Source organism: Burkholderia arboris (assembly GCF_902499125.1).
GTDB classification, from domain to species: domain Bacteria; phylum Pseudomonadota; class Gammaproteobacteria; order Burkholderiales; family Burkholderiaceae; genus Burkholderia; species Burkholderia arboris.
In genome coordinates, this window is the sequence record NZ_CABVPX010000010.1 from 56,122 (window position 1) to 82,670 (window position 26,549).

General features: G+C 66.3%; 20 protein-coding genes and 1 pseudogene. 8 read left to right on the top strand and 13 right to left on the bottom strand.

Translation table 11 applies throughout. The annotated features are described in order from the left end of the window. The first annotated feature begins 109 nt into the window (after nt 1-109). The 3 genes from BLA15945_RS14345 to BLA15945_RS14355 all read left to right on the top strand — a co-directional run bounded on the left by BLA15945_RS14345 (nt 110) and on the right by BLA15945_RS14355 (nt 3,489). Nucleotides 110-1,042 (top strand): YihY/virulence factor BrkB family protein, encoded by a 933-nt coding sequence (locus BLA15945_RS14345; protein ID WP_059237215.1) that lies wholly within the window; start codon nt 110-112, stop codon nt 1,040-1,042. A 420-nt stretch (nt 1,043-1,462) separates the two neighbouring features. Beyond that, nucleotides 1,463-2,623 carry a porin gene (locus BLA15945_RS14350; protein WP_059237216.1) on the top strand — a complete coding sequence of 387 codons (1,161 nt, stop codon included), beginning with the start codon at nt 1,463-1,465 and terminating at the stop codon, nt 2,621-2,623. A gap of 392 nt (nt 2,624-3,015) precedes the next feature. Further along, complete coding sequence (locus BLA15945_RS14355; protein WP_174992717.1) at nt 3,016-3,489, top strand: VOC family protein; 474 nt, start codon at nt 3,016-3,018, stop codon at nt 3,487-3,489. A 150-nt stretch (nt 3,490-3,639) separates the two neighbouring features. On the opposite strand, the gene BLA15945_RS14360 is transcribed toward BLA15945_RS14355, so the two are convergent. Further along, nucleotides 3,640-4,431 (bottom strand): AadA family aminoglycoside 3''-O-nucleotidyltransferase, encoded by a 792-nt coding sequence (locus BLA15945_RS14360; RefSeq protein ID WP_174992718.1) that lies wholly within the window; start codon nt 4,429-4,431, stop codon nt 3,640-3,642. Between the two features lie 307 nt (nt 4,432-4,738). Further along, entirely contained in the window at nt 4,739-5,188 is a 450-nt protein-coding gene (locus BLA15945_RS14365; protein ID WP_011548077.1) for an HU family DNA-binding protein, read from the bottom strand. A gap of 267 nt (nt 5,189-5,455) precedes the next feature. On the opposite strand from BLA15945_RS14365, the gene BLA15945_RS14370 reads away from it, so the two are divergent. Continuing rightward, nucleotides 5,456-6,574, top strand: a complete 1,119-nt coding sequence (locus BLA15945_RS14370) for an acyltransferase family protein (RefSeq protein ID WP_174992719.1) — start codon at nt 5,456-5,458, stop codon at nt 6,572-6,574. A 380-nt stretch (nt 6,575-6,954) separates the two neighbouring features. Here BLA15945_RS14370 and galU read toward each other — a convergent pair whose 3' ends face one another. Beyond that, entirely contained in the window at nt 6,955-7,842 is an 888-nt protein-coding gene (gene galU, locus BLA15945_RS14375) for a UTP--glucose-1-phosphate uridylyltransferase GalU (RefSeq protein WP_034185830.1), read from the bottom strand. Nucleotides 7,843-8,072: 230 nt separating this feature from the next. After that, nucleotides 8,073-8,366 (bottom strand): hypothetical protein, encoded by a 294-nt coding sequence (locus BLA15945_RS14380; protein WP_174992685.1) that lies wholly within the window; start codon nt 8,364-8,366, stop codon nt 8,073-8,075. A gap of 68 nt (nt 8,367-8,434) precedes the next feature. Between BLA15945_RS14380 and BLA15945_RS14385 the strand changes: the two genes are divergently transcribed. Beyond that, on the top strand, nt 8,435-9,610 hold the full coding sequence (locus BLA15945_RS14385) for an acyltransferase family protein (RefSeq protein WP_174992720.1): 1,176 nt from the start codon (nt 8,435-8,437) through the stop codon (nt 9,608-9,610). Between the two features lie 364 nt (nt 9,611-9,974). On the opposite strand, the gene BLA15945_RS14390 is transcribed toward BLA15945_RS14385, so the two are convergent. The 3 genes from BLA15945_RS14390 to BLA15945_RS14400 are packed head-to-tail and all read right to left on the bottom strand — an operon-like array spanning nt 9,975 to nt 16,139. Further along, the gene (locus tag BLA15945_RS14390) at nt 9,975-12,437 is read right to left on the bottom strand and encodes a glycosyltransferase family 4 protein (RefSeq protein WP_174992721.1); all 2,463 of its coding nucleotides are present in this window, start codon (nt 12,435-12,437) and stop codon (nt 9,975-9,977) included. Then, entirely contained in the window at nt 12,434-13,900 is a 1,467-nt protein-coding gene (locus BLA15945_RS14395) for a flippase (RefSeq protein ID WP_059237223.1), read from the bottom strand. Before BLA15945_RS14395 ends, BLA15945_RS14390 begins: the two co-directional genes overlap by 4 nt. A 46-nt stretch (nt 13,901-13,946) precedes the next feature. Further along, entirely contained in the window at nt 13,947-16,139 is a 2,193-nt protein-coding gene (locus BLA15945_RS14400; RefSeq protein ID WP_174992790.1) for an NHL repeat-containing protein, read from the bottom strand. Between the two features lie 468 nt (nt 16,140-16,607). On the opposite strand from BLA15945_RS14400, the gene BLA15945_RS14405 reads away from it, so the two are divergent. From BLA15945_RS14405 to BLA15945_RS14415, 3 genes and pseudogenes are all read left to right on the top strand, one after another. After that, nucleotides 16,608-17,672, top strand: a complete 1,065-nt coding sequence (locus BLA15945_RS14405; RefSeq protein ID WP_059237225.1) for an acyltransferase family protein — start codon at nt 16,608-16,610, stop codon at nt 17,670-17,672. Between the two features lie 36 nt (nt 17,673-17,708). Continuing rightward, on the top strand, nt 17,709-18,755 hold the full coding sequence (gene gmd / locus BLA15945_RS14410; RefSeq protein ID WP_059237226.1) for a GDP-mannose 4,6-dehydratase: 1,047 nt from the start codon (nt 17,709-17,711) through the stop codon (nt 18,753-18,755). Further along, a pseudogene (locus tag BLA15945_RS14415) lies at nt 18,742-19,701 on the top strand (NAD-dependent epimerase/dehydratase family protein); the annotation flags it as partial. The gene gmd and the pseudogene BLA15945_RS14415, both read left to right, overlap by 14 nt. 132 nt (nt 19,702-19,833) lie before the next feature. Here BLA15945_RS14415 and BLA15945_RS14420 read toward each other — a convergent pair. The 6 genes from BLA15945_RS14420 to accD all read right to left on the bottom strand — a co-directional run bounded on the left by BLA15945_RS14420 (nt 19,834) and on the right by accD (nt 26,508). After that, nucleotides 19,834-21,024 carry an O-succinylhomoserine sulfhydrylase gene (locus tag BLA15945_RS14420; RefSeq protein WP_059237227.1) on the bottom strand — a complete coding sequence of 397 codons (1,191 nt, stop codon included), beginning with the start codon at nt 21,022-21,024 and terminating at the stop codon, nt 19,834-19,836. Nucleotides 21,025-21,270: 246 nt separating this feature from the next. Further along, nucleotides 21,271-22,803, bottom strand: coding sequence for an amidophosphoribosyltransferase (gene purF, locus BLA15945_RS14425; protein WP_059237228.1), 1,533 nt, complete (start codon nt 22,801-22,803; stop codon nt 21,271-21,273). A gap of 51 nt (nt 22,804-22,854) precedes the next feature. Then, nucleotides 22,855-23,349: a CvpA family protein gene (locus BLA15945_RS14430; protein ID WP_027782633.1), complete on the bottom strand. Its 495-nt coding sequence runs from the start codon at nt 23,347-23,349 to the stop codon at nt 22,855-22,857. Between the two features lie 6 nt (nt 23,350-23,355). Next, the gene (locus BLA15945_RS14435) at nt 23,356-24,195 is read right to left on the bottom strand and encodes an SPOR domain-containing protein (RefSeq protein ID WP_174992723.1); all 840 of its coding nucleotides are present in this window, start codon (nt 24,193-24,195) and stop codon (nt 23,356-23,358) included. A 29-nt stretch (nt 24,196-24,224) separates the two neighbouring features. Next, complete coding sequence (gene folC / locus BLA15945_RS14440; RefSeq protein WP_059237230.1) at nt 24,225-25,535, bottom strand: bifunctional tetrahydrofolate synthase/dihydrofolate synthase; 1,311 nt, start codon at nt 25,533-25,535, stop codon at nt 24,225-24,227. 100 nt (nt 25,536-25,635) lie between these two features. Further along, entirely contained in the window at nt 25,636-26,508 is an 873-nt protein-coding gene (gene accD / locus BLA15945_RS14445; protein ID WP_059237231.1) for an acetyl-CoA carboxylase, carboxyltransferase subunit beta, read from the bottom strand. Nucleotides 26,509-26,549: the final 41 nt, after the last annotated feature.

Below are 26,549 nucleotides of genomic sequence, written 5' to 3' on the forward strand. Positions count from 1 at the left end.
ACTGAAAGGAATTATAGACAGTTCGCGCAACTATGTTCGAATCCTCGGATCAATACTGAATTGTCTGATTACCAACGATGATCCGCGTTCCGCGCGCCACCGAACCGTCATGAAACGACAGATCACCTCCGAAGCCACCCGTCTCGCGCAACAACAGGCCAACTGGGCCCTCACCGCGTTCAGGCGCTTCTCGTCCGACCGCTGCTCCGCGATGGCCGCGGGCATCGCGTTTTTCTCCGCGTTCTCGCTCGCGCCGATGCTCGTGATGGTGATCGCGGTGGCCGGCTGGTTCTACGGCGACGACGCCGCGCGCGGCCAGGTGTTCGAGCAGGCGCACCAGCTGATCGGCGACGACGCGGCGGCCAGCATCCAGACGATCGTGCAGAACGCGCACCGCGCGGGCGAGCGCGGCGGGCTGGCCACGCTGATCTCGTTCGCGGCGCTCGCGATCGGCGCGTCGGCCACGTTCGCATCGCTCAGCGCCGCGCTCAGCGTGATCTGGCCCGCCACCGAAAACCGCTGGTCGAGCATGCTCGGGCTCGTGCGCGTGCGGCTGATCTCGTTCGGGCTCGTGCTCGGCGTCGCGTTCCTGCTGATCGTGTCGCTCGTACTCGACACCGCGATCACGTTCGTCGGCACCTGGCTGCTGGGCAATTCGCCGTACGTGATCGTCACGAACCTCGTGCAGTTCTTCGTCGGCATCGCGGTGCTCGCGGCTGCGTTCGCGTCGCTGATGAAGTTCCTGCCCGATGCGCGCGTCGCGTGGCGCGACGCCGCGGTCGGCGGGATCGTGTCCGCGATCCTGTTTTCCGGCGGCAAGAAGCTGTTCGCGCTGTACCTCGCGCATGCGGGTACGGCCAGCGCATTCGGCGCGGCCGGATCGTTCGCGGTCCTGTTGATGTGGCTGTACTTCTCCGCGATCGTGCTGCTGCTCGGCGCGGAATTCGCGGCCGCGCGCGGCAACGCGCACCGGCCGGCCGGCGCCGCACCGGCTGCATCCGTTCAACCCGGTCACGCCGACGACCTTACGCGCAACGACTGAACCGCGCGCCTTCCGCAAAACGGCTGCGCATCGCGCTTTCGCACACCCGGCACATCCGCCCGCCCCTTTGCAACCCCGCTGTCCGCCGCGCATTCGCGCGGCGTTGACGCGCTCTTTACACGCCGGCGCGCTCACACCCGCAAACGCAAACGTTTGCACACCCTCGTTTCCCTGCTCAAACCGGTCGAAACAGGAGGGTTGCCGCGTTGCGCACCAACTACCGAAACAATCGCACCGCAGCAATTGTCAACTATTTCATAAATGGAAACAGACACTGATGTGCTTGATATATATGGACTTTTTCACGCTGTTACCTTTTCGAGACACTTTATTTTTTAAGCTTTCTTGCGTGTATGGCACTGAGCTATTCTCCAATCCGCAACAAATAACGATGAATCATTTGCGTGGAGAAACTCAACGATGAAGAAGCTTGCTCTCTCGACCCTCTCGCTCGCCCTGCTGGGCGCCGCTGGCGCTGCCCACGCTCAATCGAGCGTGACGCTGTACGGCGTGATCGACACGTCGATTGCCTATGTTCACGGCAATAACGGCCAAGGCAACAACGCGTGGCAAATGCTGTCGGGCAACCTGCAAGGCAGCCGCTTCGGCCTGAAAGGCGCAGAAGACCTCGGCGGTGGCCTGAAGGCGATCTTCCAGTTGGAAAACGGTTTTGATCCGGGCACCGGCCACCTGAACCAGGGCGGTCGCATGTTCGGCCGTCAGGCATTCGTCGGCCTCGAAAGCAACCAGTACGGCACGCTGACGCTCGGCCGCCAGTACGACCCGCTGGTCGACCTGGTCCAGGCAGTCACGGCAGACAACTACTTCGGCAGCACGTTCGCAACGCCGGGCGACGTCGACAACAACGACAACTCGCTGCGCGTCAGCAACGCGATCAAGTACACCTCGCCGGTGTTCGCAGGCTTCCAGGCTGAAGGCATGTACGCCCTCGGCGGCGTGGCAGGCAAGACGGGCGCAGGCCAGACCTGGTCGGTCGCGGCTGCATACAACAACGGCCCGGTCGGCGTTGCTGCAGGCTACTTCTACGCGAACAACCCGTCGCCGACGACCGCTGGCCTGCGCGGCGGCTGGGGCTCGACGACGTCGGACAACATCGTCGACGGCCCGATCAACGCAGCTTACGTGACGGCGAAGTCGATCGCGATCGCACAAGTTGCTGGTCAGTACGTGATCGGCCCGGTGACGCTCGGCCTCGGCTACAGCAACGCACAGTACAAGCCGGACGCAGCCTCGGGCTTCAGCTCGACCCAGAAGTACAACACGGGCCGCGCGTTCGCGACGTACCAGATCACGCCGCCGCTGCTGCTGGGCCTCGGCTACTCGTACACGAAGGCTAGCGGCAACACGGACGCCAAGTACCATCAGGTTTCGCTGGGCGCGGACTACTCGCTGTCGAAGCGCACGGACGTCTACCTGGTCGGCGCCTATCAGCACGCAAGCGGCACGCAGCTGAACGCAGACGGCACGACGTCGGCAGCGCAAGCTTCGATCGGCTCGTACGGCATCGCCGGCACGAAGTCGCAAGAGCTGGTCGCTCTCGGCCTGCGCCACAAGTTCTAAGAAGTACGTTTCCGGCGTGCATGGCGTCTCCGACGCCTTGCCGCCGATCTGGAAAGCCAGTCCCGGTTTCGGCCGCGGCTGGCTTTTTTTTCGTCCCCCCGGCAGACAGGCCGGCACGCCCTGCGCGGGTCGCCGCGCAAAAACCGGCCCCCGCATACGTCGGCCAGCCGCCAGCGGCACCAGGCGGCTGCTAGGCACCCGAAACACCGTTTCCGGAAGCGCGGGCAGCTCGCCATTTCTCCGCACGACGACTACCATCCGCACTGCCGGCGTCGACCGGCTCGTCCGGTACGACGATTGTTTGCCCCGCGTGTCGATTTCGGCAGGCGTCGTCCGTCGTATCGAAGGCGGCACATGATTTGCCGCGGTCCCATACAGACAGGAGATTCGTCATGACGATTCAGAAGATCACGCCTTTTCTCTGGTATTCGACGGAAGCCGAAGAAGCAGCGGCCTTCTATGCAGGCATCTTTCCGGATTCGCGCATCGTGCGCGTCACGGCCGTGCCGGGCACTGACGGCACGCGGATGGTCGAGTTCGAACTGTTCGGGCAACCGTTCTTTGCCATGAGCCACGCGCGCACGGAGTCGTTCAACCACGCGATCTCGCTGCTGGTCAGTTGCGCCGACCAGGCGGAACTCGACCGCTACTGGAACGCCCTGCTCGACAACGGCGGCATGGCCGACGCCTGCGGCTGGCTGAGGGACCGTTATGGCGTGTCGTGGCAGATCGTTCCGGAAGCGCTCATCCCGATGATGACCGACCGCGACCCGGTCAAGGCGGCGCGCGTGGCGGCGGCGATGATGCAGATGATCAAGTTCGACGACGCCGCGCTGAAGGCGGCCTTTGCAGGCACGGCGGACTGACGAAACGCGCCGGGCTGCGCCGGCGTGACGCCGCACCGGGCGCCGACGGCCACCCGGCTCGACGGTTTGCGCGTGCAGCCGCATCGCAAGCGTTCACGATTCCCGGCGAGCCGGCCCGCACACCGGCTGCGTGCATCGCGACGCAAGCGGCTACGCCGACAGCATCGCCTCGACGGTCCGCCGTGCGTAGCCGATGAATGCGGCAAGCGGTTCGCCCGACAGGATTGCCGCGCCCGCTTCGCCACCGAGATAGGCGTCGCGCGCAGCCGCCGCAACCGGCCGGTGCGCGTGCGGCAAGCGCTCCAGCACCCATGCCGCTGCAACGTCCTTGGGCGCGATCCTGCCGGTCGCGGCGCTGTACCAGATGCGCGCGAGCGCAAGCACCACGTTGCACTCGTCGCCGCGCCAGTCCGGTTCGGCCTCCCACTGCGCAACGGTCGCGAGCAGCGCGGCGACGAAATCGCGTGCGGGTACCGGCTCGAACAACACGGCCGCGGGCGGCCCGGCCAACGCGACACAGTGCTGTCGCGCCGTCGTCAGCAAAATCGCCAGATCGTGATCGACGCGCGCCGGTTCGACGATGCCGGCTTCGAGGTCGCGGCGCAGCCATTCGCCGAACTGCAGTTCGCGTCGCGCCGGATGGCGCCACGGCACCACGTCATCGTGTGCGACGACGGTGACCTCCAGCGCGCGCATGCCGCCGGTACAACCGGGCGGCGCCGATGCAGCGAGCAGATCGCGCATCAACGCACGTCGCACTGTTTCGGCGGGCCGTGCCGCCGCCGTCACCAGCAAATCGATGTCGCTGCGCGGTTTCAATCCGCCGTCGAGCGCCGAGCCGAACAGGTGGATGGCTTCCAGCGTCGCGCCGAGATGCCGCTCGATCGCGGCGCGTGCGGCCGCGACCTGTACGGCGATTTCGTCCGGGATGCATTCAGTCACGACGGCGGGCCTTGCGATGCGCGCGCAACGGGTATCGCGGGAGCAACGCGTGCAACGGTTGCGGCGGGACAGCCTCCCGAGCAACCGCGGTTTGCAATTCGCCGTTCGGCATGACGCAGGTGCGGCTGCGACCGGCGATGCGTCGCGCATCGCGCATCGTGCGTCGTGCTGCACATCCCCGCCGCGCCGCAGATTCGCGGCCGCGCGATTTGCGCAGCGCAATAAAAATCCCCGCACGCTTTCGCGTACGGGGATCGCAGGACACTGCAACCGCTGCCGACATGCATTCGGCAGCCGTTGCGCAGCATTACGCTGCCGCGTCCTTCAGCTTCTTCAGCGCACGTGCCTTCACGCGCACGCTGGCCGGCTTCGCCGGGAACCAGCGCTCTTCGCCCGTGAACGGATCCTTGCCGAAGCGCTTCTTCTTCGCCGGCACGACTTGCGCCGTGATCTTCAGCAGACCCGGCAGCGTGAATTCGCCTGCGCCCTTCTTGTGGACCGAGCCCAGCACGACGTTCTCGAGTGCGACGAGCACTGCCTTGACCGCCTTCACTTCGACAGCTGCGCGCTCAGCGATGTGCGTTGCGAGCGATGCCTTCGTGAATTTGTCCTTCAGCGGCGTCGGAGCAGCCGGTGCTGCCTTCGCGACAGCCTTCTTGGCCACTACTTTCTTCGCCGGCGCAGCCTTTTTGGCAGCCACTTTCTTGGTGGCCGGTGCGGCAGCCTTCTTGGCCACCTTTTTTGCGGAAGTCGCCATGTTTCTCCTACCAGGTGTGGTCGTTGGATACACGAAGCGTGCAACGCGCGCGCTTCAACGCCGGATTCTACAAGCGCCTTGACGCTTCGTGCAGTACTTTTATGCGTTTTCGCGGGGTTTCCCGCAGGTTTTGTTGCACACGACCGACTTCATCGACGCTCGAGCATCAAAAAACGCCTTTACGTATACGTCCAAACGAGCCCGAACGCGAATTACGTTCGATATTTGCGCACCTATACTGGGCTCGCTCAATGCCCGGATGCCTCCATGCGCGAAGCCAGATACGTCAAAGGACTCGACGGCCTGCGAGCCCTCGCCGTCATCCTCGTTTTCCTGTCCCACAAGGGCCACGTCCTTGCCGTCGACGTCGGCAAGCTTGGTGTGTGGACGTTTTTCCTCATCAGCGGATTCCTGATCGTCGGCGAGCTGCATCGCAACCGCCAGGCCGTCGAGTGCGGCACCATGACGCGCCGCCACGCGTTCGCGCTGTTCCTCGCGAAGCGCGCGCTGCGGATCTTTCCCGTGTACTACCTGCTGCTCGCCGCGCTCGCGATCGCGCACGCGCTGTTCTACCAGCGCGGCGTCAACCTCGGGCTCGCGTGGCACGCGGCGTTCCTGTCGAATTACTGGATCGGCGTCGTGAAGGACGGCTGGCCGGGCTCCACCTCGCACTTCTGGAGCCTCGCCGTTGAACAGCAGTTCTATCTGATCGCCCCGCTCGCGCTGCTCGCGGTGCCTGCTGCGCGACACGTCGCGCTCGGTATCGCGGCCGTCGCGCTGTGCGCGGTCGCGCATCTCGCGCTCTACCTGTCGGATGCGTCGCCGGTGCTGATCTACGCGTTTTCGCCGTGGAATTTCGCACTGATCGCGCTCGGCGGCGTCGGTGCGATGGCGCTTGCCGACCGCGGCGCGGCCGCCGTGCGCCGTGTTCCACCCGGCTGGCTCGGCGCGGCAGGCGTCGTGTTCTTCCTCGCGCTGCCCGCGTGCACGACGTTGCCGGACGCAGTCGCGGGGCTCGCGGACCTCGGCCTGTCCGCGTCGCTCGGCGCGCTGATGCTGTGGATCGTCAGCGAACCCGACCATCCCGTCGTCGCGCTGCTCGACCGGGGCCCGCTCGTCTATCTCGGCACGATCAGCTACGGCTTCTACCTGTTCCACAACCTGATTCCGACGCGCTTCGGCGTGCTGCCCGCGTCCTTCGCGCACGTGCCGATGCCGGAAATCGTCCGCGACGCGCTGCCCGAAATGCTGCAATTCGCGCTGGCCGTGCTGCTCGCGCACTTGTCCTGGCGCTATCTCGAAAAGCGGCTGCTCGACTTCAAGAAGCCGATCGCCGCGATGCTCGCCCGGCACTTCACTGCGCAACCGAGCGCGTCGCCGCGCTGAGCGTCGCGCGGACGCGCACAAGAGCGCGGAAGGAAACAACACGCCCCGTCACGCCCGGGAGCCGATCCCGGCGATGCGCACCGCGTACTCGCGCGCCTCCGGCGAACCCGGATCCAGCGCGCGCATCGACGTGCATCGCGCCGGCGAACTCGCCGAGCCGCTTGCCCGGACGGACGCTTCGGCACCGGTTTCAGGCGCGGCGCCCTACTTCGCCGGCGCACTCCGCTGCGCACGCAGCACCGCCCGCCACCCGAATCCGGCACGACGCGCCGGACGCACGCACCAGGATCGCGCGCCCGCACATGCAAAAAAGCCCCGGCGCCTGAGCGGCCGGGGCCAACGGAACAACCACCACCTGAAACAACGGAGCGCGCGGCTGCTTATGCGACAGCAGCCAGCGCGGGCAAGCAGGTACGCAGGTACGCCTCGAATTCGCGGCTGACTTCCGGATGCTGGAGCGCCAGCTCGACGGTTGCCTTGAGATAGCCGATCTTGCTGCCGCAGTCGAAGCGCGTGCCGAAGTAGCGATACGCGAGCACCTGCTCGTTCGCGAGCAGCGACTGGACCGCATCGGTCAGTTGCAGTTCACCACCGGCGCCCGGCTTGAGCTTGCGCAGATGATCGAAGATCGTCGGCATGAACACGTAGCGGCCGACCACGCCGAGATTCGACGGCGCGTCCTCGGGCGCCGGCTTCTCGATGATGCCCGACAGCTTGATGACGTCCTCTTCCCATTCACGGCCTTCTACGACGCCGTACGAGCGGCTGTCCTCGCGTGCGATCGTTTCGACGCCGATCACCGAGCTGTGATAGTGGTCGAACACGTCGACGAGTTGCTTGAGCACCGGCTGTTCGCCGTGCAGCAGGTCGTCGGCGAGGATCACCGCGAACGGCTCGCCGTGCACGAGCTTCTCCGCGCACAGCACCGCATGGCCGAGACCGAGCGCTTCCGGCTGGCGCACGTAGAAGCAGTTGACGTTGCTCGGCTTGATGCCGCGCACGAGTTCCAGCAGCTTTTCCTTGCCGCGCGCCTCGAGTTCGGCCTCGATCTCGTACGACTTGTCGAAGTGATCTTCGATCGCGCGCTTGCTGCGCCCGGTGACGAAGATCATCTCGGTGATACCGGCGTTGATCGCTTCCTCGACCGCGTACTGAATCAGCGGCTTGTCGACGACGGGCAACATCTCCTTCGGGCTCGCCTTCGTTGCCGGGAGGAACCGCGTGCCGAGACCGGCAACGGGGAACACGGCCTTGGTGACTTTCAACATGTTCGCATCCTGATTGCGTTGACTGCGCCGCGTCGCCCAGCGACCCGGCGCGATTGTGTTCCGAACGGCATATCGAGAATCGACGGCACTGCCAATTCCACTCCGCTCATTTTCGATATGGACTGAATGCCCAATGATCCCGGAAAAAATATAATCCTTTCAATCCGGTCGATACTGCCGGATTGCATGCCGGCGCAGAAACAAATTACCGATTCTCCGGATACAAATTCTTACGATTCAAATTCCTCGATATAGGGCACGCCGCCCCGCTCGAGGCCCGGCCGAATCGGTTCGTTCTTCAGCGCCTCGCGGTACGCCGACAGCACGGCCATGACCAGCAGTACTGCAGCGCTCGCGATCCAATGCATGTCCATCTTGCCGCTCCTTGCATCAATCATCTGGAGCTTCAAACTATCAGAAAAAAATCGGCAAATAATTGAAGCCCCCCCGTGGAACCGCTTTCGGATCGCGATAAACCCATGATGTGGAATACCGATATTTCCCGGCGAGATTTTTTTATTCATTGATCGAATTCTTGCGCATTACGATTGAATGAAACTCCCCGTCAATCCGTCGCAAGGAACCGAATCGCATGCAAGCTTTCAGCGGATCGTCTCTGACCGCGCCGCCCGTCGCCGATCACAAGGAACACGTGATCGACGCGATGCGCGGTTTCGCGGCGCTGCTCGTCGCCTATTTCCACTGCCGCCAGATCGTCTGGGTCGGCATGCAGAGCTTCCATCAGGCTTACGGTCATGCACTGAACCCGGGCGTGATAGCCGGTTACCTGACCTTCCCGTTCGCGTGGGGCTCCGCCGGCGTGCCGATCTTCTTCGTGATCAGCGGCTACTGCATCCACCGCAACGCGGCGCTCAAGCTCGCGGCCAATCCTGCGTACCGTCTCGACGCGCCCAACTTCTGGGTGCGCCGGTTCGCGCGCATCTACCCGGTGCTGCTCGCCGCGCTGCTGTTCACGCTCGCGCTCGACTCGGTCAGCCTGCAGATCGAGCCCGTCAGCCACAAGATCCGCGACGTCGGCCTCCTCGCGTTCCTCGTGAACCTGTTCTCGCTGCAAGGCGTGGCCGGCTACACGTACGGGTCGAACGGCGCACTGTGGACGCTGTCGCTCGAAGTGCAGTTCTACGCGATCTACCCGCTGCTGTTCGCGCTGCGCCGCCGGATCGGCATGCCGGCCGTGGTGGCCGCGGTCGCGCTCGTCAACGTCGCGTCGGCGTGGCTGCTCGAACGGCACGACCTGCAGTTCTTCACGTCGTACTGGCTGTCCTGGACGATCGGCGCGTGGATTGCCGATGTGCGCGCGCAGCAGGCGCGCGGCACGGCCACCGTACCGTCGCGCGCGTGGTACGCCGCGGCCGCCGTGCTGCTGGCCGCCGGCTGCGGCGCGTTCCATTTCGGCCAGTACGGCGCCTTCCAGCTGTGGTCGGCCGGCTTCGCGTGCTTCCTGTACCGCGCGCTCGCCCGCCCGCCGCGCCCGACGCCGCCGCTGCGGGTGCTGAGCTGGTTCGGCGACTTCAGCTATTCGCTGTACCTGGTCCACCTGCCGCTGTTCGTCTGCCTCGGCTCGGTGCTGTTCCACTCCGAGCTGCAACTGTCGATCTGGCCGTCGTTCGCGTTCATGGCCGCCGCGATCCCGGTCGCCTACCTGTTCTACCGGATGTTCGAGCGGCCGGCGATGCTGTGGTCGGCCAGCTTCAAGCCCGCACGCCCTGCCCGCGTGGCCACGCCGGCGCCCGAACGGGCCGTCTGACGGAATTGGCCGGGTTTCGACGCCCCCGTCCGGCATTGGGCCGTGCGGGGGCTTTTTCATGGCCGGCACGCGGTTGGGTGCCGGGTTGCGCGGGATGGGGCAGCCCACGGCGGTCCGGCCGCGCTACGGCCCGCGTGGGCTGCCTCTGGCCGGTTTCCGCCGCATGACTGCCCCCGCGCGGGATGTCGCTTCACGATCGCCCTCGAAACGCGACCGGTCGATTTCGCACCTCGCACCTCTCCCGCGCCTCGCCAACCACCCCGCCCGCCACTCGCCCGCAAGCCACGCGCCCCGAAAAGCAAAGCCCCCACGCGGCTCAACACCGCATGAGGGCCCGTTTCCCGCCGGCGCGCGCCGGCTACCGCTACGACTTCTTCGCCTTCGCGGCTTTCGCCGTATCCGACAGGATCTTCTCGACCCGCTCCACGTAGGTTTCGGTCCCGAACCGGCGCACCGCGGTCGCGCGCCCGCTCGCGACGAGCCGCTCGCGCAGCGCGCCGTCGCGCTTCAGCGTAGCCAGCGCGTCGGCCAGCGCGGCGGCGTCACCCGGCTCGCAGAGCAGCCCGTTGTCGCCGTCCTCGATGATCTCGACGACACCGCCCGCGCGGGCCGCGACAACCGGCCGGCGCGCGAGCATTCCCTCGACGATCACGCGCCCGAACGGCTCCGGCGTGATCGACGTATGCGCGACGACGTCCACCGCCGTCATGCAGGCGGCCACGTCGCGCTGGAACCCGAGGAAATGCACGCGCTCGTCCATCCCGTGCCGCGCGACGTATTCGTGCAGCCGCGCCGCATAGTCGTCCTCGCCGAACAGCGGCGCGCCGACCAGCACCACGTGCATGTCGGGATGCCGCGCGGCGGCTTCCAGCAGCACGTGCTGCCCCTTCCAGCGCGCGAGACGGCTGAACGAGCCGACGAGCCACGCCGCCCCCGGCAACCCGAGGCGGGCGCGCAGCGAGGCCTGGCTGACGCCGTCCAGCGCATCGAACGGTTCGGCCGAAATACCGTTGAACACGACGTCGACGTGCTGCGGCGTGAAGCCCGTCAGCGCACGGAACGCCTGCGCGGACGCGTCGGAGTTCGCGATCACGCGCGTGACGCCGAGCCGCGCGCAGTACTTGATCGCCAGCAACTGCTTGCTGCCGAAATGGTCGGTGCTGACGATGTCGCGCAGGTGCCAGACCACCGGCTTGCGGGCGAGCCGCCCGGCGAGCGCGGCGACCACCATCGCACGCTGCGTGTTCGCGTAGATCACCTCGGCGCGGCGCGCGCGGCGCGCGACGTCGCGCACCAGCCGCACAAGCTGCTTCACCGCGCCGGGCGACACGCCGCCCTGCTTGCGCACGCCCGCGAGCGCGCCCTGCTCGACCACGTCGACACGCGCGCCGATCTCGTCGAGCGCCGCGCGGAACGGGCCGTCGTCGAACAGCAGCACGTCGGCGTTCGCGCGCATGTGCTTCATGATCTCGAGCAGCGACAGCTCGGCGCCGCCGAGCACGCCGCTCTGGTCGAGCACGAGCGTCGCCGGGCCGCGCGCGGCCGGCATCGGTGCGGCCGCGCCGCGCTGCGCGGTCGAGCCGGGCAGCGCCGCCTCCACATAGTCGAGGAAGCGCCGCCGGAACGTATCGGCGGAAAACCGCGCCGCGTTCGCGCGGCAGGCGACTGGCGTGAAACGTTGCGGCGCCCGCTCGAAATCGTCGACGGCCGCGATAACCGCGTGCGGCGTCTGTTCGTCGAAGAACAGCCCGGTCGGGTTCAGGTTCGATTGCGGATCGAGCACGGTCTCGAGCGCGCCGCCCTTGCCGTACGCGATCACCGGCGTGCCGCACGCCTGCGCCTCGACCACCGAAATCCCGAAATCCTCCTCGGCCGCGAACACGAACGCCTTCGCGCGCCGCATCCGGTCGTGCAGCACCGCGAACGGCTGATAGCCCATGATCTCGACGTTCGGGCCGGCCTTCGCGCGGATCTTCTGCATCTCGGGGCCGTCGCCGATCACGACGAGCTTGCGCTCGGGCGTGCGCGAAAACGCTTCGACGATCAGGTCGATCTTCTTGTACGGCACCATCCGCGACGCGGTCAGGTAGAAATCCTCCTTCTCCGCGTTCAGCGAAAACGCGTCGACGTCGACCGGCGGGAAGATCACCGCCGCGTCGCGGTGGTAGACCTTCTTGATGCGCCGCGCGATGAACGCGGAATTCGCGACGAAGCCGTCCACCGCATTCGCGGTGCGCGTGTCCCAGTTGCGGATGTAATGCAGGATCATCCGCGCGAGCAGCGATTTCGGCCCGTGCGTGAGATTCGACTGCTCCAGATACTGGTGCTGCAGGTCCCATGCATAGCGGATCGGCGAATGCACGTAGCTGATGTGCACCTGGTCCGGCCCCGTCAGCACGCCCTTCGCGACCGCGTGGCTGCTCGAGATCACGAGGTCGTACTCCGACACGTCGAGCTGCTCGATCGCGAGCGGCATCAGCGGCAGGTAACTGCGGTATTTGGTGCGCGCGAACGGCAGTTTCTGGATGAACGACGTCGTCACCGGCTTGCCGCGCACGAACGCGCGGTCGTCGAGAAAATCGACGAGGCTGAACAGGTCGGCGTCGGGAAAGCACGCGACGATCTGTTCGAGCACGCGCTCGGCCCCGGCATAGGTGACGAGCCAGTCGTGGACGATCGCCACGCGCAGCGCGCGCGACGGCTGCCGCGCGCCGGCCCGCTCGGCCGGCACCGGCCGGCGCAGTGCAGTGACATCGCCGGCTTCGGCCACGGCGGCATCGGCCGTGGCGAGATTCAATACGGCGTGTTCCGCCAGATCGCGATTCATACGGTTTTCCTCGCATTGAGACGGACAAACAGGTCGCGCACGAGCGCGCGCAATCCCGGCGTCATCGTGAGCGACCACGCAACATTCAGCACCAGCACGACCGCGCACATGCCGATCGACTCGCCGAGCCCCGGCCATGCCTGCGCCAGAAACAGGCTCGCGAGCAGGAAGGCGAGATGCGCGAGCATGTCGAGCACGATCGCGCGCATCCGGATCGCCGACAGATACAGCAGCACGCCGTAGTCGACGAGCGCGCGCGCCGCGACGACCACCGCCGCGCCGATCAGCCCGAAGTGATGAATGCCGAACCACAGGCCGCCGACGAAGAACGGCATCTCGACCAGCCCGGCGAATGCCGCGCGGGCCGGATTGACCTGCGACTGGATCAGGATCCGCGTGACGCTCGCCTGGCCGACGAGCCACACGCTGACCACCAGCACGCGCCCGACCGGCGCCGAATGCACGGCGAGATCGGCGCCGACCCACAGCGTGAGGAACGGCGCGAGCGCGAAGATCGCGACGATGCCAACCGGCGTGAACACGCCGTTCAGGAATTCGAGCGACTGGCGCGCGAGCGTGTCGGCATGGTCGCGGCCGACCGCCGACAGGCGCGGGAACAGCGTGCGCACGAGCGCGTTCGGCAGCATGTTCAGCCGCGTGACGAGGTTCTGCGGCACCGTGTAGTAGGTGACGAACTTCGCGCCCATGCCGGCGCCGAGCATCACGCGGTCGAGCGTGTCGGCGATCATGCTCGTCGTGCTCGCGATCAGCATCCAGCCGCCGAAGTTGAACAGCCCTTTCGCGGTGCCCCACTGCGGCGGGTCGATGCGCCGGATCCCGAGCACCTTGATGCTGGCCTGGCCGAGCATCACCGCCGCGATCAGGCGCGCGACGACGGCCGCCGCGAGCACCGTCTGCAGGTTCGGCGCGATCCACCAAGCGGCGCCGAGCGGCAGCAGCTGGAACAGGAACGTGCCGATTGTCTGGTTCGTGTTGAACACGCCGAACCGCTCGGCGCCGTTGATCGCGCCGGCGAACACCCACGACACGTTCGCGAGCGGAATCGCGAGCGCGAGCCACGGCAGCGCGAGATACACCTCGTGCTGCATCGCGGCCGACACCTTCGTGAAGTACGCGGTATAGATGAACGCGCCGAAATAGATCAGCAGCCCGCCGACGATGCCGGTGCCGAGATTCAGCCAGAACGCGCTCCAGAACACGCGCGCGCTTTCGTCGGCGTTGCCGCTCGCGAGCGCCTTCGAGATGTGGTTCTGCGCGGCCATGCTCATCCCGAGATCGAGGATCCCGAAATAGCCGATCAGCGTCCACACGAGGCTGACGACGCCATAGCGCTCGACGCCGAGCGTGTGGATATAGGCGGGCACCGTCACCAGCGACACGAAGGTCGGCAGGATCAGCCCGATGAAGTTGATCGAAACGTTCTTGAGTATGCCTTTGTCCATGCTTAAGCCTTGAGTGACGTCGACGGCGACGACGGCGCGCCGCCCGTCACGGTTTCCAGCGATACATCAGCACCTTGCCGCGCGCGTCTTCCTCGACGAACACGAGGTATTCGCCGTTCTCGCGCCGGAATGCGCTGATGCCGAACGGCACGTCGACCCAGCCGGATGCCTTGCCGACCTCGGTGCCCGGGCTCATCACGCCCACTTCCTTGCCGGTGTCCTTGTCGTACACGTGGATCTTGCCGACCGGCTCCACGGTGAAGAGGTAACGGCCCTCGACCGTGATCCCGATCAGGTCGAAGATCGGCTTCGCATCGAGCTTCCACGGCAGCGCCACCTGGTAGCGCATCACCGGCGAGCCCGTCGACCACTTGTCGAAACGGATCAGCACGCGCCCCACTTCCTTGTTGATGCCCGGCTGCGGCGGCGCGTCGGCCGTGTAGCCGGTCACGTACAGCGTGTCGGTCTGCGGCTCGTAGATCGAACGGCGCAGCTGCGTGAACGGCTGCGGCATCGGGTAGGTCGTGACCTTGTCATACGCGTAGATCGGGTTGCCGGCCTTGTCGACGCCGCCGTACTGGAAGCGATGGATGCCGCGCACGTCGCTGGTGCGCCAGATGTCGCCCTTCGTGTCGACCCACCAGCCCCAGCCGCCCGCCTTCGCCTTGCCGGTCGTGTTGATCTCGGCCTCGTCGGGATCGATCCGGCCGTTGCCGTTCGCGTCGCGCCACAGCCAGTCGCCGCCCGGCGGCTTGTTCGGCACCTTGTCGACCGGCCGCGCGCGGCCCGCGATCAGGCCCGACGGAATCGCGACCTCGCCGTCGCGCTTCGCGTCGAAGCGGTAAATCTTCAGGTGATCGGCGTACATGTCGGTCAGGTACAGGAACGTGCGGCCGTCCAGACGACGCGCGATCGGCATGCCCGGCCACTGGTCGGTGTGGAACACCGGGTCGTCCGGATACTTGAAGCGGTTCGACAGGAAGCCGACGTATTTCCAGTCCTGGCCCGGCGGCTTCGACAGGTCGAGCTCGAAGCGCTTGTTGCCCGTGTACACGCTGTTCGGCCGCGCGGGGTCGAGCCACGCGCCATCGACGAACAGCAGCCCCTGCACCTGCCAGCGCGGCTTGCCGTCCGGCGTATAGCTTTCGAGTACCGCGCCGAGCCCGGCGCCGATCGTGTCGTGGCGCGGCCCGATGCCGTTCATCGACACATAAATGTTGCCCGCGCGGTCGACGCCGACGCCCGTCAGCCCGTTGAAGCGCTGCGGCCCCGGCCGCCCCGGCACGGGACCCGCGAAGATGCCGCCGCGCTCGCCGAACGTGCCCGACTGCGCATAGCCCTTGCCGCCTTTCGAGAAAATCAGGATCTGCTGGCGCGGCCCGTTGTCCGCGACGAGCACGCGCCCTTTCGCGTCGACCGCCACGTCCACCGCATCGGTGCCCTCCGGCAGCGCCGGCGCATCGTCGAGCTTGCGGCCGTCGGCTCGCACGTGCACGAGATGCGCGGGCCCGTTCAGCGTATCGGTCAGCAGCCACAGCGTGCCGTCGCCGGCGAGCGCGATGCGGCCCGGCTCGTGCGCGCTCCACGTCCCCTTCTGCTGCATCGTCTCCGCGTCGTAGACATCCACGACGTCACGCGAAGGATTCGTCGCGAACAGCGTCTTGTCGTCGGCCGCGAGGCCGCCCACTTCCGCCTTCGCCTCGCCGACTTCCGGGCGAGCGGGGGCCGGCACCTCGTTCATCATCATGAAGCTCGCGGCCATCCGCGCGCGGCCCGCGTCGGCGCGCCCGCCCGGCGCGACCTGCGGCGACGCGCGAAACGGCGCGGGCTGCTTCATGTCGCCGATCGTGCGGCGCGAGATGCCGAACCACTGCTTGCCCTTGTCCGGCCAGATGCCGGGGGATTGCAGGTGGCCGCGCTCATTGCCGACGCCGATCGCGACATACGCGTACTTGCTGTTCACGGCGATCGCGTTGCCGCCGAGATTGCCCCAGCCGTGCGTGCCGCCGGCGAAGCCGAGCATCTTCCCGTCCTGATAGACGCTCGCCTCGGCCCCGCTCTCGTCCCACGGCGCATTCGTATACACCTTGCCGTCAGGCGTCACCGCGATCGCGCGGATGTCGATCTGCGTCCAGCTGCCGTCGCCATAGCCGAACGTGTTGCCGATCCACGACGTCGTCGCGGGCAACACCGTTTCGGCCGGTGCAGCGCTCGTCAGCAGCGCTGCGCATACCGTCATGCCAACCAGAATCAGACGTCGCAATGCGCTTCTCCAGACTTGATGCAACCGCGACCGGTATCGCAGCGGACTGCCGCCGGCGCACCCTGTCGCTAAATAGGTTTCAAACGTCGCGATGCAGGTTACAAGCAAAAATAATCACAAGAAATTTGGAAATATTTGAGGATGTTTCTGCCTGAAATATCGAACCGGAACAGGCAGTAAATCGCAGCCGGAAACGGCAATAACGACCGCCTTTTGCTCGCCGTCACGTAGAAAATGCCGCTCCGCACCGCCTGTCGCACGTGCCCGGGCGCGAACCTTTCATCTCATGACCGTAATAATCGGCATTTGAATGTTTGTCGTCGGATAAATGACGCGCGTTTTTTTACCGATTTCTTTTCCCTAGAATCAATTTCGATTCGATATCCCATTTAAAGGCATGCAATACGTACACGCATTGGCTACAGGCCGCGCAGGAGCCGGGCGATGACGGCCCGCTCGCGCCCCGCCGACCTCGCCCCGCCGCAACACGGCCGCATCGTGCAGCTCGACGGACTGCGCGCGATCGCGGTGGGCGCCGTGTTCCTGCAGCACGCGCTGAAGGCGCCGCTGTGGATGGGTGTCGACCTGTTCTTCGTGCTGAGCGGCCTGCTGATCACCGGCATCCTGCTCGATCGCAAGGCGCGCGGGCAGTCGTACTTCAGCCACTTCTACGCGCGCCGCGTGCGCCGCATCCTGCCGCCGTACGTGCTGCTGCTGGTGGTATCGACGATCCTGTTCGGCGCGAGCTGGCTGCCGCACTGGCCGTGGTTCGCATTTTTCTCGACCAACATCGGGCTGTCGCTCGGCAGCATCGGCCACGACAGCCTGAACGTGCTGTGGTCGCTCGCGGTCGAGGAGCAGTTTTATATTTTCTGGCCGTTCGTCGTGCTGTGGTGCTCGGAGCGCGCGCTGCTGTGGGTCGCCGCCGCGCTGGTCGTCGCCGCACCCGTGCTGCGCGCGATCGCGACGCCGTGGTTCGATTCGTTCTGGCCGATCTACTACCTGACGCCGTTCCGGATGGACCTGCTCGCGGCCGGCGCACTGCTCGCGATCGTGCTGCGCCGCGACCGGCGCGCGCTGGAGCCGTTCTATCCGCTCGCGATCCTCGGCGCGCTCGTATCGCTCGCGATCCTCGGCTGGCTGCACCTGTCGTTCCCGCGCTTTCGCGCCGCGAACACACCGCTGTCGAACGCGGCGCTCTACAGCATCTCGCTGCTGCTGTGCACGTCGATCGTCGTGATCGCGCTGCGCGGCCGCGGCCTCGTGCAACGCGTGCTGACCAACCCGATGCTCGTCTACGTCGGCACCGTCAGCTACACCGTCTACCTGATTCACCTGAGCGTGCTGTATGCGCTCTGGCCGCTGCACCTGAACCGCTTCGTCACGGCCGCGCTCGCACTGGCGATCACGCTCGCGTACGCGACCCTGAGCTGGTACGGCTTCGAACGACGCCTGACGCGCGGCCCCGCACGCAGCACGCTGCCGGCCGCCGCCAGCACGACTGCCTGAATTTCCCTATCTATCGATTTCGACAAGGACAACGCCATGACCCAAACTCGCAAGAAGGCCATCATCACGGGGATCACGGGACAGGACGGCGCCTACCTGACCAAGCTGCTGCTCGACAAGGGCTACCAGGTCACGGGGACTTACCGCCGCACCAGCTCGGTCAACCTGTGGCGCATCGCCGAGCTCGGCGTCAACACGCACCCGAACCTCACGCTCGTCGAACATGACCTGACGGACGCCGGCTCGAGCGTGCGGCTGCTGGAACGCACGCAGCCCGACGAGTTGTACAACCTGGCCGCGCAAAGCTTCGTCGGCGTGTCGTTCGAGCAACCGTCCACGACCGCGGACGTCACGGGCCTCGGCCCGCTGCACCTGCTCGAGGCGATCCGCGTCGTGAGCCCGAAGACGCGCTTTTACCAGGCATCGACGTCCGAGATGTTCGGCAAGGTGCAGTCGATTCCGCAGACGGAAACGACCTCGTTCTATCCGCGCAGCCCGTACGGCGTCGCGAAGCTGTTCGCGCACTGGATGACCGTGAACTACCGCGAGTCGTATGGCCTGTTCGGCAGCAGCGGGATCCTGTTCAACCACGAATCGCCGCTGCGCGGCCGCGAATTCGTCACCCGCAAGATCACGGACACCGTCGCGAAGATCAAGCTCGGCAAGGCGACGCGCCTCGAGCTCGGCAATCTCGACGCGAAACGCGACTGGGGCTTTGCACTCGAGTACGTCGAAGGGATGTGGCGGATGCTGCAGGTCGACGAACCCGACACCTACGTGCTGGCAACCAACCGGACCGAGACCGTGCGCGACTTCGTGCGGATGGCGTTCGCGGCGGCCGGCTATCAGATCGAGTGGACCGGCAAGGGTGAGCAGGAGCGCGGCCTCGATGTGGCGACGGGCAATGTGCTCGTCGAAGTGAATCCCAAGTTCTACCGCCCCGCGGAAGTCGATCTGCTGATCGGTTGCGCGGACAAGGCCAAAAGCAAGCTCGGCTGGGCGCCGGAAACGACGCTCGAACAGCTTTGCCAGATGATGGTCGAGGCGGATCTGACGCGGAACCAACACCATGACACGTTCTGATATCGAACACGCGCCGCGCCGTGCATTCGTCACGGGCCTGACGGGTTTCACCGGCCGTTACATGGCGCAGCATCTCGAAGCCGCCGGCTATGAAGTCTGGGGGACGGTCGCGCCCGGCTCGCCGCCCACCGACGATCCGGTGTTCGCGAACTGCACGCTGCTGCCGGTCGACCTGCTCGACGCGGACGCGGTGCGCGCAGCGGCCGCCGACGCCCGGCCCGACGCGGTCGTGCATCTCGCCGCACGAGCGCACGTCGCACACGACGAACCGTCGCAAACCTACGCGGTCAACGTCGTCGGCACGCGCAACCTGCTGGCCGCTCTCGCGGGTCTCGACCGCCGCCCGTCGGCCGTGCTGCTCGCGAGCAGCGCGAACATCTACGGCAACTCGACGGCCGGCGTGCTCGACGAGAACGTCCCGCCCGCCCCCGCGAACGACTACGCGATCAGCAAGCTCGCGATGGAATATGCGGCGAAGCTGTGGGCCGACCGGCTGCCGATCGTGATTGCGCGGCCGTTCAACTACACGGGTGTCGGCCAGAGCGATGCGTATCTGCTGCCGAAGCTCGTCGCACACTACGCGCGCAACGAACCGCGGATCTCGCTCGGCAATCTCGACGTGCGGCGCGATTTCTCCGACGTGCGCGACGTGACGGCTGCGTACCTGAAGCTGATCGAAACCGCGCCTGCCGGCGAGATACTCAACGTCTGCTCGGAGCGCGCGTATTCGCTGAAGGAAGTGCTGGCGATCCTGTCGCGCATCGCCGGCTACGTGATCGACGTGACGATCGATCCGCGCTTCGTGCGGCACAACGAGGTGAAGAGCCTGAGCGGGTCGCGTGACAAACTGCGGCGCGCGGTGGGCGAACTGCCCGTCACGCCGCTCGATGAAACGCTGCGATGGATGGTGAGCGCGGTGCGCAATGACCTGCCGGCGGACGCACCGCCGGCATCCGCACGCCCGCTGAACGGATCGCGCACGCGCGAAGGCGTGCGCCGCGACTATGTCGCCGATGGCGACAGGGCGTCCGTGCAGGCACGCCCCGTCGCATCGCTGTAAGGCTGCCTGCCGGCGCGCTCAGCCTTCAAGACCGCGTGCGAGATCGTTGCGGACGTCGTTCGCGTGCTCGAGGCCGACCGCGAGGCGGATCAGCCCTTCGGTGATTCCGGCTGCCGCGCGCGCTTCCGGCGTGATACGGCCGTGCGTCGTGGTGGCCGGATGCGTGATCGTCGTGCGCGTGTCGCCGAGGTTGCCGGTGATCGACACGAGCTTCGTGCCGTCGATCACGCGCCATGCGTTCGCGCGCTGCTGCTCGGGCGTGTCGCCCTTCAGCTCGAACGACACGATCGCGCCGCCCGCCTTCTGCTGGCGCTTCGCGAGCTCATGCTGCGGGTGCGATTCGAGGCCCGGATAGAACACGCGCGCAACGGCCGGATGCGAATCGAGCCAGCGCGCGATTTCCAGCGCATTCGCCGATTGCTTCTCGACCCGCAGCGACAGCGTCTCCATCCCCTTCAGCAGCACCCACGCGTTGAAGGCCGACAGTGTCGGGCCCGCGCTGCGCACGAACGGGAACACCTTGCCCATGATGAATTCCTTCGTGCCGACCAGCGCGCCGCCGAGCACGCGGCCCTGCCCGTCGAGGAATTTCGTCGCCGAGTGCATCACGACATCCGCGCCGAGCTTCAGCGGCTGCTGCAGCACCGGGCTGCAGAAACAGTTGTCGACGACGAACAGCGCGTTCGCGGCCTTCGCGATCTTGCCGATCGCCTCGATGTCGGCGAGTTCGGTCAGCGGGTTCGACGGCGTCTCGAGGAAGAACATCTTCGTTTCCGGCCGCACCGCTTCCTGCCACGCGTTCAGGTCGGTCGGGTCGACGAAGGTCGTCGTGATCCCGAACTTGCTGAAGATCTGCGAGAACATCCCGAGCGTCGAGCCGAACAGGCTGCGCGAGCTGACGAGGTGGTCGCCTGCCTGCAGCGCGGACATCACGACCGACATGATCGCGGCCATCCCCGACGCCGTCGCGATGCACGCCTCGCCGCCCTCGAGCGCCGCGAGACGCTCCTGGAACATGGTGACGGTCGGGTTCGTGAAGCGCGAATAGGTGAAGTAGTCTTCCGAGTTCGCGAAGCGCTCGGCCGCGTCGGCCGCGCTCGAGAAGCAGAAGCTCGACGTGAGGAACAGCGCTTCCGAGTGCTCGTTGAAGTCGCTGCGCAGCGTGCCTGCGCGCACGGCAAGCGTGTCGAAGTTGAGGGAGTCGTCCATGTTCCGTTTTCCGTATCCGATGGCCACGCGCGTCGCGCAGGCCAGACAAAACCAGGCCCAAAAACAAAAAGCCCGCTATGCGTCTGCATCAGCGGGCTTCGGTGCGGTACGACAGCGATCGACTCGGGCCGGCTGTCGCCGGCCTTCGCTTTAGCTGTTTTGGGAAGTCGCCCCGCGTCCGCAAGCTGATATCAAATCGACGCAAGGCCACATCCTATCACGCTTCGCCGGAAGCGTGCGCCGGTGTCACTCGACCGACAACTGCAGGTTCATCTGCGAACGCTCGGTGTCGCCGGCGGTGTCCCGATCGGCCTGCGACGCCGGCGCGAGACGCGCGCGCTCGATCGCATCGAGATACTCGGGCGTCACGTCGCCGGTGATGTAGTTGCCGTCGAAGCACGACGCCTCGAAGCGCTCGAGCTTCGGGTTGATGTCGCGCACCGCGCGGCGCAGGTCGTCGACGTCCTGATAGATCAGGTGGTCGGCGCCGATCATCTTCGCGACTTCTTCGTCGGTGCGGCCGTGTGCGACCAGCTCGCCGCGCGTCGGCATGTCGATGCCGTACACGTTCGGGAACTTCACGGGCGGCGCGGCCGACGCGAAGATCACCGACTTCGCGCCCGCATCGCGCGCCATCTGCACGATTTCATGCGAGGTCGTGCCGCGCACGATCGAGTCGTCGACGATCAGGACGTTCTTGTCCTTGAACTCGATGCTCATCGCGTTGAGCTTCTGGCGCACCGACTTCTTGCGCACGGCCTGCCCCGGCATGATGAACGTACGGCCGACGTAGCGGTTCTTGAAGAAGCCCTCGCGATACTCGACGCCGAGCTTCGCGGCGACCTGCATCGCGGCCGGGCGCGACGAATCGGGAATCGGCATCACGACGTCGATCGGCACGTTCGGCAGCTCGCGCTTGATCTTCTCGGCGAGATAGTCGCCCATGCGCAGGCGCACGTTGTAGACGGGCACGCCGTCGAGGCACGAATCCGGACGCGCGAGGTACACGTATTCGAACATGCACGGGTTCAGCGTCGGCTGCTCCGCGCACTGCTGGCTGTGGAAGTTGCCGGCCGGATCGATGAAGATCGCTTCACCCGGCTGCACGTCACGCACGAATTCGAAACCGATGCCTTCGACGGCCACCGACTCCGACGCGACCATCCACTCGGTGCCGTGTTCCGTTTCGAGCTTGCCGATGCACAGCGGGCGGATGCCGAACGGATCGCGGAACGCGAGCAGGCCGTAGCCGGCGATCAGCGACACGATCGCGTACGAACCCTGCAGGCGGCGATGCACGCCCGAGACCGCCTTGAACACCGACGCCGGATCGAGCTCGAGGCCCGTCGTCGACAGCTGCAGTTCGTGCGCGAACACGTTGAGCAGCACTTCGCTGTCGGAATTGGTGTTGATGTGCCGGCGGTCGATCCGGAACATCTCGTCCTTCAGTTGCTGCCAGTTCGTCAGGTTGCCGTTGTGCGCGAGGATGATCCCGAACGGCGCGTTCACGTAGAACGGCTGCGCCTCGGCTTCGCTCGACGCCGAACCGGCCGTCGGGTAGCGCACCTGGCCGATGCCGTAGGTGCCGGGCAGGCTGCGCATGTTGCGCGTGCGGAACACGTCGCGCACCATGCCGTTCGCCTTGTACATGTGGAAATTGCTGCCGTCCGCCGTCGCGATGCCCGCCGCGTCCTGACCGCGATGCTGCAGCAGCAGCAGGCTGTCATAGATCAGCTGATTGACCGGGGATTGGGAGATAACACCTACGATGCCGCACATGGCATGTCCTTCAAGATGACAAAATCGGTTCCGTCCTGCCCGGCCGCGTCGTCACACGCGTACGTACTGGGCCATGCCGTCGGGCAGGAGCTGCTTCAGCTCGTGCACGCCCTGTTCGGCGAAAGGACGCAAGAGCGCATTGCGCCAGAAATCCTGTTTGGGCAGTTCGGTCAGCCCGGCCGCCGCGACCAGCAGCACCACCAGCACACAGCCGCGGACGAGCCCGAACATCATGCCCAGCGAGCGGTCTACGCCGCCCAGGCCACTCGCCTGCGCGATCCGCGACAGCAACGCGTTTGCGACACCGGCGACCAGCACGACGCCGATCACGAGCAGCGCGAAGGCGATCACCCATTGCGTCAGCGCACCGCCCGGCCAGTTCGCCGGAATGTACGGCACGACCAGCCCGACGTAGCGGCCCGCGATCACGATCGCCGCGATCCAGCCGATCAGCCCGAATATCTCCGACACGAAGCCGCGCCACGCACCGCGCAGCGCCGACAACACGATCACCGCCAATACAGCGTAGTCGAAAGCCGTCAGCATCGTGCGTTATTGCGTCAGACCGGCTTCGCGCACCTTCGCGATCGCGGCGGAGGCCGCCGAGCGATCCGCGAACGGGCCGGCACGCAACAGTGTAGCCGTGCTGCCGTCTGCCTGCTTGCGATGCTCGACATATGCGGGCACACCCGCCGATTTCAATTTGGTCGCCCACGAACGGGCCGTCGCGTCATCCTTGAACGACCCGAGCTGCACCGCGAAGCGCGCACCGGCCGGCGAGGCCGGCGACGATGCGTCGCCGCTGTCCGGGCTCGCGGCGTCGGCATTCGCGACGGTGGCGGGCGCGGGTTTCGGCGCAGCCGGTTTCGCCGCGGGGGCGGCCGGCTTCGGCGCGGGCTTCGGCGGCGTCACGCTCGCGGTGGTCGTCGTATCGGGTTTCGCGGCCGGCTTGGCTGCGGGCGCCGGCACAGGTGCCGGTGCGGCCACAACGGCCGTATCGGATGCCGGCGGCTCGTCATGCGCGACGCCGGCCTGCACGTCGGACGCATCGTCGTCGCGCGGCGCGACCGCCTGGTGCGCGGGCCGGTTCGGGATGTCGATCGCGATGTCGTCCGTGACCGGCTTCGGGTGCGAATCGAGCACCATCGGCAGCACGATCACGGCCGCCACGACGAGCGCGATCGCACCCACGAGGCGACGGCGTGCGCGTTGCTTTTCTGGAAGGGTCGGATCGAGGAGCAGCGCGTCCGATTCCGGACGCTCGGTGCGGCGCGAGCGGCGCTCGACGCGTTCAGTGGTGCGCTCCGTGCGCACGTTCCGGGAGGTCCCGGTGCGACCGCCGCGCCGCGGGGGCGCGTCGTCGTCTTTTTTGCCGAACGAGAAAATTCCCATGAATGGCTGAGTCCGAAACTGCCCGTCAGTCAGTGTTGCTGCGATTTACGGTAGGCCAGCACGCCGGCAACCGTATGGAAACTGCCGAAAACCACGATTCTATCATTCTCGGATGCTCTTTTTAGTGCATCGCGAAACGCTTCTGCCGGCGACGCGTAACGCGTCACGCTCGAATCGGGCCCCTCCTCCACGCCTGCCTTGCGCAGCGCGGCTTCGAGCTGCTCCGCGGAGGCCGCGCGCGGCAGCGGCAGGTCGGTCACGCACCAGTGGTCGATCTCGCCCTTCAGGTGCTGCAGCACGCCGTCGATGTCCTTGTCGTGCATCGCGCCGAACACCGCGTACGTGTACGGGAAGAAGCCCATGTTGCCGAGGTTCTGCTCGAGCACGGCCGACGCATGCGGGTTGTGCGCGACGTCGAGCACGATCGCCGGCTTGCCGGGCAGCACCTGGAAGCGCCCCGGCAGCTCGACGTTCGCGAGCCCGAGCCGGATGTCCTGCGCGGACACCGGCAGCACCGGGCGCAACGCCTCGAGCGCGGCGAGCGCGGCCGACGCATTGATCAGCTGATTCGCGCCGCGCAGCGCCGGGTATGCGAGCGCCGGATAGCGCTTCTCGCGGCCGAGGTAGCTCCACTGCTGGCGCTCCGCGCCTGCCTGCGCCTCGTAGCGGAAATCGCGGCCGACCAGCCACAGGTCGGCGCCGATCGCTTCGGCGTGGTCGATCAGCGTTTGCGGCGCGGCCGGATCGCCGCAGATTGCCGGCTTGCCCGCGCGGAAGATCCCGGCCTTCTCGAACGCGATCTTCTCGCGCGTGTCGCCGAGGTATTCGGTGTGGTCGATGTCGATGCTCGTGACGATCGCGCAATCGGTATCGATGATGTTGACCGCATCGAGCCGGCCGCCGAGGCCGACTTCGAGGATCACCGCGTCGAGCCCGCGCGACGCGAACAGGTGCATGATCGCGAGCGTCGTGAATTCGAAATACGTGAGCGACACGGGCTCGGGCAGCGACGTGCGCGCGGCTTCGACCGCCTCGAAATGCGGCAGCAGTTCGTCATCGGTGACGTTCTGGCCGTTCACGCGTGCGCGCTCGTTGAATTCGAGCAGGTGCGGCGACGTATGGCAGCCGACCTTGTAGCCCGCGCGCACGAGGATCGTCTCGAGGAACGCACAGGTCGAGCCCTTGCCGTTCGTGCCGCCGACGGTGATGACGGGGCATGCGAATTCAAGCTGCAGCGCCGCCTTGACCTGCCCGATGCGGGTCAGGCCCATGTCGATGCCGACCGGGTGCGCGCGTTCGAGATGCGAAAGCCACGCGTCGAGAGTGGGAAAAGTGCTCATCGGATCAAATCTGGATCGGTACCGCCACTACGCCAAAAAACGAAGCGCGCCGCCTGACGCTGAAGCCAGGCGACGCGCAGAGTTCACAACCTTGCGCCGGTCAAGCCAGCGCGTCGGCCGGCTGTCGCTGCAGCAGCGCGAGCAATTGCGCGATTTCGTCGCGCATCCTGCGGCGGTCGACGATCATGTCGATCGCGCCCGTCTTCAGCAGGAATTCGGCGCGCTGGAAGCCTTCCGGCAGCTTTTCACGCACCGTCTGCTCGATCACGCGCGGGCCGGCGAAGCCGATCAGCGCCTTCGGCTCGGCGATCACGACGTCGCCGAGGAACGCAAAGCTCGCCGACACGCCGCCCATCGTCGGGTCGGTCAGCACCGAGATGAACGGCAGCTTCGCCTCGGCCAGCTTGGTCAGCATCGCGGTGGTCTTGGCCATCTGCAGCAGCGACAGCAGGCTTTCCTGCATCCGTGCGCCGCCCGATGCGGTGAAGCAGATGAACGGCACGTGCTGTTCCAGCGCGTTCTGCGCGCCGCGCGCGAAGCGCTCGCCGACGACCGAACCCATCGAGCCGCCCATGAACGAGAACTCGAAGCAGGCCGCGACGACGGGCAGCGTGTGGATCGCCCCGCCCATCACGACCATCGCGTCGGTCTCGCCCGTCTCGTCCATCGCTTCCTTCAGACGATCGGGGTACTTGCGGCTGTCCTTGAACTTCAGCGTGTCGACCGGCACGATTTCCTGGCCGATTTCATAGCGGCCTTCCGGATCGAGCAGCCCGTCGAGGCGTTCACGCGCGCCGATGCGCATGTGGTGATCGCACTTCGGGCATACGTGCAGGTTCGCATCCACGTCGTTGCGGTACAGCACGGCCTCGCAGGACGGGCACTTGACCCACAGGCCTTCCGGAATGCCCTTGCGGCTTTTCGGGTCGGTCTGCTTGATCTTCGGCGGCAACAGTTTGTCGAGCCAGCTCATCGTATGGTTTCCTGTTCCGTGGCGGGACGGGCCGCTTGGCC